Consider the following 12,484-nt stretch of genomic DNA (forward strand, 5'->3'; position numbering starts at 1 on the left):
CAATTTATACTAAAAATTTATTATCAAATAGCCATAATCAAAATAAACTTGCTCAAATATATATTAGAGAAGCCAATCTTTGAATACCGCTAAGCTGGTTATACTAATAGGGGCGCGGAAGAGAATTTCAAGCTCAAAAACTTTATTCAATAAAAAACACCGCCCTAGTTTCCTAAGGCGGTGTCATTGTATAAGCCATTTACTTAGATAATAGTTACTAAATAAACGCTAGTAGTTATACCCAATAGCTATATTTAATAGCTGTATTTAATAGCTGTATTTAATCACTATGTTTAATAGCTATAAACAGCTAGGTAAATGACGAGCCGGATCTGAATCACGTGCTGCCATTGCATCTTCCACACTTAATCCTAATGCTTTGGCAACGCCTGCGCCATAAGCGGCATCACACCAATTACAGTTACGAATATGACGATACTGAATAAAGTCTGGTACACCCGCTAAATTATTGGCAGTATTATCAAACACCACTTGCTGCTGCTCAGCACTCATGAGATTAAACAATGCTCTAGGTTGGCTAAAGTAATCGCTATCGTCTTCACGGAAATCATAGTGTGCTGCATCACCGTTAATCTTCAATGGTGGCTCAGCATAGTCAGGCTGCTCTTGCCACTGGCTAAAGCTATTTGGCTCATAATGTGGTCGGCTACCGTAGTTGTCATCGACACGCCCTTGACCATCACGATGATTGCTCATCACAGGGCAACGTGGCTTATTCACCGGAATTTGCTGATGATTGACACCAACACGGTAACGTTGGGCATCGGCGTAGTTCACCAAGCGATTTTGTAGCATCTTATCTGGTGAGACGCTGATACCTGGCACCAAGTTACTAGGGGCAAATGCCGCTTGCTCAACATCGACAAAGTAATTATCCGAGTTTTTATTCAATTCAAACTCACCAACCTCGATCAATGGATAATCACCTTTTGGCCATACTTTGGTTAAATCAAACGGATGGTAAGGCACTTGATCGGCCTCAGCTTCAGGCATGATTTGCACATACATTTTCCACTTCGGAAAGTCGCCATTTTCAATGGCATCATACAAATCTTTTTGATGACTTTCACGGTCCGCACCAACGATATCTGCTGCTTCAGCATCGGTTAAGTTTTTGATACCTTGCTGAGTGCGGAAATGGAATTTCACCCAAAAACGCTCGTTGGCTGTATTCCAAAAACTATAAGTATGCGAACCAAAGCCGTGCATATTTCTATACGAAGCTGGAAGACCGCGATCACTCATCACAATAGTAACCTGATGCAAGGCTTCTGGCAGCAAGGTCCAAAAATCCCAGTTATTGGTCGCCGAGCGCATATTGGTACGCGGGTCACGTTTGACTGCTTTATTTAAATCCGGGAATTTGCGTGGGTCACGTAAAAAGAATACTGGTGTATTATTACCCACCATATCCCAGTTGCCCTCTTCGGTATAAAACTTTAGGGCAAAGCCGCGAATATCACGTTCGGCATCAGCGGCACCGCGCTCGCCTGCCACCGTACTAAAGCGCGCAAACATTTCCGTCTGTTTACCAACTTCACTGAAGATATTGGCACGGGTATATTTGGTAATGTCGTGGGTGACGGTAAACGTACCAAAGGCGCCAGAGCCTTTTGCATGCATACGGCGCTCTGGAATCACTTCACGGGCAAAGTTAGCTAGCTTTTCATTTAACCAGATATCTTGTGCCAATAGTGGACCACGCTTGCCTGCCGTGAGACTATTTTGGTTGTCCGCAACTGGTGCGCCATTACTCATGGTTAATTGAGTGGGTGCATATGGACATTTTTTATCGCTCATGTCTTTGCTCATAGTTATACTCCTTTGAAACATAAATGGATTAAAGTACAAAATCTATTCTGAATAGGCCTCTATCAATATGTCCAGAATAATAGTAAGTTTGTTCGAAAAATGACTATTTTTGTTCTTCGAAAAATGACTATTTTTGTTCATAGTAACCTGTAATTTCAATAATATTGCCTTGTTAGGTACTATTACAACCGATTACCATTGATTTGTATAATTAATTAATTACATGCTTTGGTTTTGTTTTTCAGAACTACTTATGTTGATTTTGAACTTACCAAAATGGCTTTAATTCCATAGCTTGAATTCACAGGGTAACTTCTAATAAGACAATAAAACCTGCCTACTAAATAATTCTCAGCATTAGCGTGGCATCGGACGAATCGTCAAAATCTGCTCACTGCGACCGAAAGGACCTTGTATGTCATGCAAAACTGCACTGGTGAGCCCTATCCCATCATCACCATACTGCTGCACGGCTTCAATGCCTAACCAGCGACCTTTTGGCGCGCGATGCATGTGGATTTGCAAATCCGTATTGGGGAACATCCATTCTAACGTAGACAACCCAAGTCCAAGCCGTGGCACGACGCCATTGGCGGTATCGACCATACCTAATAAATGTACCAAGTCATCAGTGGCTTTGCCCTCAACCATCTCAACATCGTTGGTTATCCATATCATGCCGCGACCGGGACGACGGTCTGGTTCGGCAACTAGGCGTACGCTTTCGATAAAACCACCTGGCCAGCCTTTCATATCATCCCAAACAGGCAAATCATCAGGTTTATGCATTGCCTTTTGGTCCTCAAGCCCTGCAATCTCGCTGGTATCTTGGGTCATTAATCGCCACGCCCGCGCAATGATAGCATCGCGGCCACGACTGCTCATCACTGCCTCGATAAGCTCAATGGTCTTGCCCGGACGGATACAACGCGTAGTAATAGTAAAGTCATCAAGCGGTATTAACCCTAAGATATCTAGGCTAATACGAGCGATACGCATATGAGCTTGTGGCGCAAAACTTTTTAACTCAGCGGTGAGTAAGCCTGTTGCTGGTGCCATATGCTGCTCGTGCTCATTCCAAGCACCTTGGGCATGCTTGGTTGGCTGATAATGGGCGACACTGCTACCATCTGCTTGCTGTTCGCGTTTTATAAAGTTGTAATAAGCTGCCATGACTTTCCTAGAGGTTGTTTTATTAAAATATTCTATGTCTTATTATGGATCGTGAAATAATACTACTTACCCACTTGTGTGATCGGGATACGTAAAGCTTTGGGCAAACTAAACATGACATTTTCTTCAATACCTGACAATTCACTCGGCAAATCACCACCCCAATCTTGCAGCTGCTGTAACACTTCTTGAATCAGCACTTCAGGCGCTGAAGCACCAGCAGTCACACCGACACTCTGTATGCCATCGAACCAACTTCTATCCATTTCAGTAGCATTGTCAATCAGGTAAGCACTGCAATTCATACGCTCTGCCAATTCACGCAAACGATTAGAATTTGACGAGTTTGGCGAACCAACCACCAATACCACTTCACAGCGACCGGCTAAGTCTTTAACCGCATCTTGGCGATTTTGAGTGGCATAACAAATATCGTCTTTGCGAGGACCTTGAATGCTCGGGAATTTATCTCTAAGCGCATCGATAACGCGAGCAGTGTCATCCATAGATAAGGTCGTTTGGGTGACAAATGCCAAACGCTCAGCATCTTGTACGGTCAATGCTTCGACGTCGGTTTCATTTTCGACCAAATGTATCTGTCCACCATGACGATGGTTAAAGCGTCCCATAGTGCCTTCTACTTCAGGATGCCCAGCATGTCCAATTAGTACCGCATCCATTCCCTCTTGTGCAAACTTAGCAACTTCGATATGCACTTTAGTTACTAAAGGACATGTGGCATCAAATACCGTCAAATCACGGCGCTCTGCCTCATCCTCAACGGCTTTTGAGACGCCATGAGCCGAAAAAATAACGATCGAGCCATCCGGCACTTCATGCAGCTCTTCAACAAATACCGCGCCACGATTGGCCAAGTCAGAAACCACAAATTTATTGTGTACGACTTCATGACGGACATAAATGGGTGGCTCAAAACGTGTTAGTGCTTGATTCACAATCGCAATCGCGCGATCCACACCAGCACAAAATCCACGTGGATTGGCAAGATAAATTTGCATAAGAAGGCCTATCATTAGATAATTTATAGTTAAAGCTTAGATTTAAAAGCTTCCATTCAAAAATTGGGATGAAATCGATGCTCTACTTTAGCATAATTTGCTTTTATTGCCCTTGAAAAAAGCAGTGTCTTAATAGCAATGTTGTATATGGAAGCGGCAGTATGCTAATAGCGCGTTGATAAGAGTCGTTTTAAGTAAAATAAAAGTAGACAAAGCAGTTTATAATGATGCCTCAATTATGATTATAGTTTCTATCACCATACATGATGGTGTTTTTTCTTTTTACCAGCCTTTAGCCGTTTACTAAGGCACTTTTTAGTCTTTTATTAGGACACACTTTACTAGGACAGACTGTATGACAGGTTCATTATTTATTATCACCGCCGCCTCAGGTACGGGCAAGACTTCACTGGTAAAGCAACTACTGGCCACCACCAATGATTTAACCGTCAGTATCTCGCACACAACACGCACGCCACGTCCTGGCGAGATTGATGGTCATCATTATCATTTTACTGACGTCGATAACTTTGTAACGGCTATTGGTGAAAATAAGTTTTTAGAACACGCTGAAGTGTTTGGCAATTACTATGGTACCTCAGAACAAAGTGTACGCACGCAGCTAGAGGCAGGCGTTGATGTTATATTAGAGATTGATTGGCAAGGGGCGCTACAGGTCAAAAAGATATTTACCGAAGCGACGATGGTTTTTATTTTACCGCCGAGTCTTTCAACGTTACGTCAACGCCTTTCGACGCGTGGGCAAGATACTGTGGAAGTGATAGAGCAGCGTCTTGCCGGCGCAGTGACTGAAATGGCACAGTACGTCAATTTTGATTATGTCATTATCAACGATAGTTTTGAGGTCGCTTTGACTGAGCTAAAAGCCATTATCGTCGCGGATAGGCAGACCCTTAGTCGTCAACAGCAGCGTTATCATCGCACCATTACCAACTTGCTAAATCCGAAGGTAGAAGAATAATTGGCACGCCGACTATTATTCTGGGCTCTTTCAGTAACTAGACATAAAAAGCAACTACGCGTATAAGCAAAAAATGCTATAATGCCTAGCTATCACCCTTTATATTTTTGATATTATTTTTATTGAGTGGCGGGCAAGTCCGTTACTAATAAAAACAACCGAGGTAGCTATTTATGGCACGAGTGACGATTGAAGATTGTTTGGATAATGTTGATAATCGCTTTGAGCTGGTTTTAGTCGCAAGCAAGCGCGCCCGTCAGCTAGCCAAAGGTATTGCTGAGCCGTTGGTTGACGTCGATAACGACAAACCAACAGTATTGGCATTACGCGAAATTGCTGCTGGCAAAATCACCCGCGATATCCTCAACCAGCCTGAGCATAACTTTGCTACTAGCTCAATGGATTTAGCACTATCAGGCGATCATAGTTTTTAATAAACCGCCTAGATAAGGTCTATTAGATAAAAAACCTAAAGCGCCTAATGGCTTTATAAAATAAATAGACAGATTGACTGACGATAGAGACCACAGCATAGGCTGTGGTTTTTTGGTTGTAATGATACTGCCTTTACTGTTTTAGTAACCGTTGACCACTTAAAACATACCATTGAGTGAGAATTTCTTAATTTTTGCAGTGCCTACCCCCTTAGCGGTTGACATTGAAGACGATTTAAGATTAATTAGAGGGTGGTCTATCTATATATATTTTTCTGCTTTTTATAGTAGCTCAGCATTTATTCAGTCATTATTTACCTTGATAGATTCTTTACCTCAATAAATAATCAGGCAAACAGGTAATGGAAAATAGGATCGTTACTTTATGAGTCAAACCTTGCCTAAACTTAGTCATCCTTTAGTTGATGACGCTCAATACAATCTAGTACGTTCAGTAGGTTATCTCACTGCCGCTGAGCGTCGTGATATTATTGATGCCTGTGAGTTCGGTGATATTGCGCATATTAAAGACAAGCGCAAATCAGGAGAGCCTTATATCACGCACCCGATTGCAGTCGCCGAGATATTGGCTGGCTTTCGCTTGGATCGAGATACGGTCATTGCGGCAATTTTGCATGATACGGTCGAAGATACTGAGGTAAGTGATGAACAAATCGAACAGCGCTATGGCAAAGTGGTCGCCAGACTGGTCGATGGGGTAACCAAATTAAAGTCGTCGACGCATAATAAACAAGAAAATAAAGCCGCCACCTTTCATAAAATCCTGACTGCCACACTCGCTGACCCGCGTGTATTGATTATCAAGCTTGCTGACCGTTTGCATAATATGTCAACACTTGATGCGGTACGCCCTGAAAAACAACGCACCACCGCTCAAGAAACACTGGATTTTTATGTACCCTTTGCACGTCTGATGGGTCTCAATGACATTGCCGATTATATCGAAGTGCTCTGTTATCGCAACCTTGATTCTGAGATGTATAATAAAATCTCTGATAAGCTGCTACAACACGGGCTTGGACGTAATTTTCAAAGAGAAGCCATTCATGGTTATCTGACTATTGTATTAAACAATTTAGGTCTTGGTGGTGGACACGTTAAGGTTTTGGACAATCGCGTGGTTATCTATCGGCAGTTTTTCCGAAATCGCGGTGAGATTAATGCCTTGCTACGCCATTATGCTTTTGAGATTGTGCTAGATAATATCGAAGCATGTGATAAGTTGGCTTATTATCTGATTAAAAAATACCAGATAGATGACAGGCATATTGAAGATAATATCCGTAGACCCTTACCTGGTGGCAATCAATCGCTTACCCTTATCTATGAGCGTGATAATGACTTTGTCAAAGTCACTATTTTGACAAAGCAAATGCAGAATGCGGCAAGGCTCGGCGTCATTGGCGCTGAACACGCCTCTGATGTTAGCCAATCAGTCATACAAGCATCATTGCGCAATATGAAAGATTTGGTCGATGAAGACTGTTTAAACGCAGGCAATCCTGATTTTGCTGCTGCGGTTTCTACCATTAACGAACTGATGGACTATCTGCACTCCAGCAAAATCATTTGTTATAGTCCGCAAGGGCGCGCTTATGAGTTACCGCAAGGGGCAACCGCGCTAGATTTTGCCTATGCGGTTGGACCTATGGTTGGTAATGTCGCCGTTGGTGCTAATATCGATAACAAACCTGCTAAGCTTGGTACCGTCGTTAAAAATGGACAGTTGGTTGAAATCGAAGTAAACAGTCACTCTGAACCAAAAGCTGAATGGCTTGGCTTTGTGGTAACTAATAAAGCTCGTGAAGAAATTTTGCGCTGGTTCAAAGATTTATCTGCTGCTGATAAGCAACATCATGGCATGCAAGCATTAGATCGCGCGCTAAAAACCTATCAAAAAAGCTTGGATGACTTAACCGATAGTGATTGGAAGAATCTAACAGAATGGCGCGGACTGACAGAAAAAGAGGCGCTATTTGAGCAGATAAGCTCTGGTACGCTATTGCCGCAACTGGTGGTAACGCGTTTATTTAGCGATGAAGTTAGCGATATACAATCGCAAGAACGTATCGATGATATGACACAACCACAGCAGCTGATCGTTAACGCCTCAGGCGTTGAGCTTGATTTTGCCAATTGTTGTCACCCCATTTATGGCGATCCTATCGTTGGCCATTTATCCCGTCATGGTTTGGTCGTACATCGGCATAAGTGCTTCTCGCTTGACGAGATTCGTAAAGACAATCCCTATCAAGTTATCCAACTGCGCTGGCGCAATGATAAAGCCATAAAACAAAGTGATTCAGAAGATCACGGTAACAAAATTCGTTTTCCCGCTTACTTAAGACTGTCTGTGGCGCTGAGTGATGAGCAAATAAGTAAAGTTATTTATCATCTGCGGCAGTTAAATATAGGCGTTGAAAAAGTCGACGTGCGTAGCAGCGATACCATCATCCATATTGTGGTTCGTAGTCGCAATCACTTAGCCCAAGGTATTCGCGAACTACGCTCGTTACTTGGTTTCCCAAATATCATGCGCTTATATCAGCTATAAATACTTTTATAAAAATAACTGTTAAAACCTATGTCTTTTAAGTCGCCTCTTAAAGCATATATCATTTCGAACTTTAGAAAATTTCAATCGTGCTAAACGCTTCTATCAATATCTTGGCAAGTAGCTTTAGTACATTAAACACCCAAAAATATGATAAGGATAGATTATGACCCGTCAAACCATCCAAACTGATAAAGCACCTGCAGCCGTTGGTACTTACTCGCAAGCGGTAAAAGTTGGCAATACTGTTTATATTTCAGGTCAGTTAGGTTTTGATCCTAAAACCATGGAGCTAAAAGAAGGTTTTGATGCGCAAGCGAAGCAAGTATTTGAAAACATCAAAGCTATCTGTGAAGCAGCTGGTGGCAGCTTAAATGACGTGGTCAAATTTAATGTATCGTTAACCGATTTAAATGATTTTGCGGCATTAAATGAAGTATTCATGGCCAATTTGACCGAACCCTATCCAGCCCGTGCAGCCGTCCAAGTAGCGGCATTACCTAAAGGTGGCGTGGTCGAAATTGAGTCTATTTTATATATTGAATAAGTCTGATATTCAATCTTGCTTAAATAATAGTATTTTATATTGAACCATCATAAGCTTAGCCTCATGCTAAGCTTATTCGTCTCTCCCTCTTTATTTTCATTTCACATTAACCCAATCAAACTGCGAAGCCTTTTTATGTTGGTACAAGTTGCTCTACCCGTGCCCCTTTATCGGGTGTTTGACTATAGCCTACCGGCAGATATAAGTACTTTGCCAAATGCTTCGCCAAACAATAGCTCAACACAAATACCGCAAATTGGCAGTCGTGTTGAAGTGTCATTTGGTCATCAAACCTTAATCGGTATTGTAGTTGCTCATATTGCTCAAACTGATAGCAGCGTACCCATCAAGAAGCTTAAACCTATTAATAAATGCTTAGATGCTGAAGCTATTTTAGATGACAGCATGTTCAAGCTCGCCTATTGGCTGGCACGTTATTATCATTACCCCCTTGGTGAGGTCTTGGCAGTCATCTTGCCCACTTTGGTTCGTCAAGGTAAACCGCTAGATTTGCTCATTACCCACTGGCGCATCTTGCCACATATCACTGATGATGACTTTCGTGCCAATGCAAAAAAGCAAAAGAAGCAATTTGATATGCTAAAGCTACATGGTGAGCACGGCGCGAGTGAGGATATACTGTTATTAGAAGGTATGCAGCGAGCCTTTTTAAAAACACTGGAAGAAAAAGAACTCATTGAGCGCTATATTGAACCAAAACAAGCAGCCACTCCTGTCAAATTGGCAAAAATGCCACTTGATCTCAATGATGAGCAACAGCTTGCCGTTGCTGCGATTGTTGCTGCGCATGAAGCCAAACGCTACACAGGCTTTTTATTAAATGGTATTACTGGTAGTGGCAAGACTGAGGTCTATCTACAAGCCATGCAAGCAGTATTAGAAGCTGGCAAGCAAGTGCTTATTTTAGTGCCTGAGATTGGGTTAACACCGCAGACGCGCGCGCGTTTTGCCAGTCGCTTTGCTGCTCATATTGTTTTGCTACATTCAGGTATGAATAACACTCATCGCCTACAAGGATGGCAAGATTGCCGCACTGGTCATGCACAAATCATCATCGGTACGCGCTCAGCCGTACTATATCCGTTCGCAGATTTAGGGCTCATCGTCGTTGATGAAGCGCATGATGGCTCCTATAAACAGCAGGATACACTGCGTTATCATGCCGCTGACGTCGCTCTATATCGCGGACTGCAAGCCAAAATTCCCGTCGTCCTTGGTACTGCTACCCCTTCTCTTGAGCATCTAAAATTGGTCGATGAAGGCAAGCTGGTGGAATGCCTATTGCTGACTCGTCCTGGCAATGCTAAGCCTGCGCCCATGCAGCTCATCGATGCACGCCTGCAAAGCACCCACCAACAAACGCAAGATGATGGCGCACGCTATGATACCGGACTGACGGATGCGTTAATCGGTGCAATACGGCAAACGCTAGAGGCTGGTGATCAGGTATTGATATTCTTAAACCGTCGCGGCTATGCCCCTGTTTTATTATGCGAGGCTTGTGGTTGGCAGGCAGATTGTCCGCGTTGTGATGCGCATTTAACCGTTCATTATAATAGCCAAGCTCAGCGTAGCAATTATTCAAGCAACTCTTATTTAAAATGCCACCATTGCGACTGGCAAGCCTATATTCCAACTGTATGCCCTGATTGCGCGAGCCAAAATCTAGATGCCAAAGGAATGGGCACAACAAGGCTAAGCGAAAATCTGCACGCTATCTTTGCTAATCCGCAAACCAGTAAAGCGCTTTATCCCATTATTCAAATCGATCGCGATACTACAAGGCGTAAAGACAGCTGGGAAAATATTTATCAGCGTATCAATAAAGGTAAACCTGCCATATTGGTCGGTACGCAAATGGTTGCCAAAGGTCATCATTTTCCCAATGTCACGCTCGTTTGCTTACCCAATGCCGATCGCGGCTTTTTATCCGCAGACTTTCGCTCGCCAGAGCATACCGCGCAATTGATGATTCAGGTAGCAGGGCGTGCAGGACGCGGTGATAAAGCAGGACGTGTATTGATTCAAACGCTGCAACCAGACAATGAATTATTATTGAAATTGGTGAAGGATGGTTACTTGTCATTTGCTCGCGAACTGCTGCAAGAGCGCAAGATGATGGGATTACCTCCTCATAGTCATGCCGCGCTGATACGTTGTGAAGGTAAAACCCTTGCTGCCACCACGCAAGCGCTCAAAGATGCAATTGCCAATTTACCAAACGCGCATAATCTGGCTGTACTGGGTCCTATCGATGCACCGATGAGTAAAAAGAACAGCCGCTATCATTCGCAGCTGTTGCTTTTAGCCAAAGATCGACGACAATTACACCATATATTGAGCCAGTGGTGGCAACCTGTACTCGCTCTGCCAAGCGCGAAATATCTTAAGCTTACTTTAGACATCGATCCTGTGGGCTGGTAGTTAAAAATTGCAAATTATTAGCAGTATCATAAATTGATATTAGAAAAACACTTTTATAGTATATTTTTTATTTCAAATGAACGATGCCGCTATTATTTTTACTTTGTCATTACAGTTTCTAATATTGGACTATGATAAGTTTGTAACTATGGTAAATTCATAATAGTAACTTGGTTGTTATAATCCAAAATCTACCGCTACCCTGTATAAAGCAAATCTTGATCATTAAATCCACTGTCAGCAAAATTGAGTGTTGTTATGAATCCAAACCGTCCAGAACCTGAAAAAAACGGCCATTCTCATCAGAGTATTTCGGCTGATACGCATGAACACGTTCAGGAAGGTGAGGAAAGTAATTACACTGGTGATAATCAAGACAATCATGATCATGATGAACATCTAGAGCAAACAGTCGCACCGCGAGATACGAAGGGCTATCAGCGCACGTTATTATTTAGTTTTGTTATTATTACTGGCTATATGTTTGTTGAGGCAATCGGTGGCTGGCTTACTGGCAGTTTAGCGCTATTGTCCGATGCCGGTCACATGTTAAGTGATGCGATAGCACTTGGCGCAACCTTAATGGCATTCAAAATTGGGGAAAAAGCAGCCACCCATCAAAAAACCTTTGGCTATAAACGCTTTGAGATTTTAGTCGCGTCGGTCAATGGTGCTACGCTTGTCATTATTGCCCTAATGATTTTTTATGAGGCCATTAAACGCTTTAATTCACCGCCTGAAATTGCTACCCAAGGGATGCTGATTGTCGCCACTATCGGTATGCTGGTCAATATTTTGGTTGCATGGCTTATGCACCGAGGTAGCCGTAGTGGCGATGGACATGGACACAGTCATGATTCAAATGACTCCACAACTTCTGATACTAAAGCACCTGTTAACCTCAATATGCAAAGTGCTTGTTTGCATGTATTGAGTGATTTAATGGGCTCAGTTGCTGCCATTATCGCTGCGCTATTGATGATGAGCTTTGGCTGGGTGTGGGCAGATGCGGCAGCGTCAGTGATTGTTGCCATACTAATTTTGTTTAGTGGTTACCGTGTCGTGCGTGATTCCGTACATATCTTAATGGAAGGCACACCAGAAGGCATATCCCTAGTGAATGTTGAAGAAAAACTGGTTGCCCATCCGCAGGTGCAAAAAGTACATGACCTACACGTTTGGAGTATTACCAGTGGTCTAAATGCCTTATCTTGTCATGTGGTCGTCGATGGTGAAATGAGCATTCGTGAATCTAGTATATTGATTGGCAATCTAGAACAAAGCTTACTTGAGCTCGACATCCATCATGCCACTATTCAGGTTGAAAGCTCATCACATCCGCAAACCAAGACGCATAGCGATGCCCTCGTCTGTAATATCTCAGAGCAAGCTGTTGAGGGCAATAGCCATATTGGTCACAATCATTAAGAATATGATGCAATAATCAATCTAGACGTCGCCAATTATTAATGACGT

9 protein-coding genes are annotated in these 12,484 nt (G+C 42.8%); 6 read left to right on the forward strand and 3 right to left on the reverse strand.

The genetic code is table 11. From position 1 onward, the window contains the following. Positions 1-300: 300 nt before the first annotated feature. The 3 genes from CAN34_RS02120 to ispH all read right to left on the reverse strand — a co-directional run bounded on the left by CAN34_RS02120 (position 301) and on the right by ispH (position 4,025). Positions 301-1,833, reverse strand: coding sequence for a catalase (locus CAN34_RS02120; RefSeq protein WP_302476507.1), 1,533 nt, complete (start codon positions 1,831-1,833; stop codon positions 301-303). Between the two features lie 357 nt (positions 1,834-2,190). Further along, complete coding sequence (locus CAN34_RS02125; protein ID WP_089554233.1) at positions 2,191-3,006, reverse strand: thioesterase family protein; 816 nt, start codon at positions 3,004-3,006, stop codon at positions 2,191-2,193. A 62-nt stretch (positions 3,007-3,068) separates the two neighbouring features. Further along, positions 3,069-4,025, reverse strand: a complete 957-nt coding sequence (gene ispH / locus CAN34_RS02130; protein ID WP_079692494.1) for a 4-hydroxy-3-methylbut-2-enyl diphosphate reductase — start codon at positions 4,023-4,025, stop codon at positions 3,069-3,071. A 355-nt stretch (positions 4,026-4,380) separates the two neighbouring features. On the opposite strand from ispH, the gene gmk reads away from it, so the two are divergent. The 6 genes from gmk (at position 4,381) to CAN34_RS02160 (ending at position 12,436) form a co-directional block, all read left to right on the forward strand. After that, complete coding sequence (gene gmk, locus CAN34_RS02135) at positions 4,381-5,007, forward strand: guanylate kinase (RefSeq protein ID WP_089554234.1); 627 nt, start codon at positions 4,381-4,383, stop codon at positions 5,005-5,007. Positions 5,008-5,180: 173 nt separating this feature from the next. Then, positions 5,181-5,441, forward strand: a complete 261-nt coding sequence (rpoZ, locus tag CAN34_RS02140; RefSeq protein ID WP_079692496.1) for a DNA-directed RNA polymerase subunit omega — start codon at positions 5,181-5,183, stop codon at positions 5,439-5,441. Positions 5,442-5,826: 385 nt separating this feature from the next. Continuing rightward, on the forward strand, positions 5,827-8,016 hold the full coding sequence (locus CAN34_RS02145; RefSeq protein WP_089554235.1) for a bifunctional (p)ppGpp synthetase/guanosine-3',5'-bis(diphosphate) 3'-pyrophosphohydrolase: 2,190 nt from the start codon (positions 5,827-5,829) through the stop codon (positions 8,014-8,016). Between the two features lie 166 nt (positions 8,017-8,182). After that, positions 8,183-8,563 carry a RidA family protein gene (locus CAN34_RS02150; RefSeq protein WP_079692499.1) on the forward strand — a complete coding sequence of 127 codons (381 nt, stop codon included), beginning with the start codon at positions 8,183-8,185 and terminating at the stop codon, positions 8,561-8,563. Between the two features lie 63 nt (positions 8,564-8,626). Next, a complete protein-coding gene (locus tag CAN34_RS02155) occupies positions 8,627-11,008 on the forward strand; it encodes a primosomal protein N' (protein WP_089554236.1) in 2,382 nt (793 codons plus the stop codon). 258 nt (positions 11,009-11,266) lie between these two features. Then, positions 11,267-12,436: a cation diffusion facilitator family transporter gene (locus tag CAN34_RS02160; protein WP_089554237.1), complete on the forward strand. Its 1,170-nt coding sequence runs from the start codon at positions 11,267-11,269 to the stop codon at positions 12,434-12,436. Positions 12,437-12,484 lie beyond the last annotated feature (48 nt).

Origin of the sequence: Psychrobacter sp. DAB_AL32B (assembly GCF_002224105.1) — a bacterium.
In the GTDB taxonomy this organism is placed as follows: domain Bacteria; phylum Pseudomonadota; class Gammaproteobacteria; order Pseudomonadales; family Moraxellaceae; genus Psychrobacter.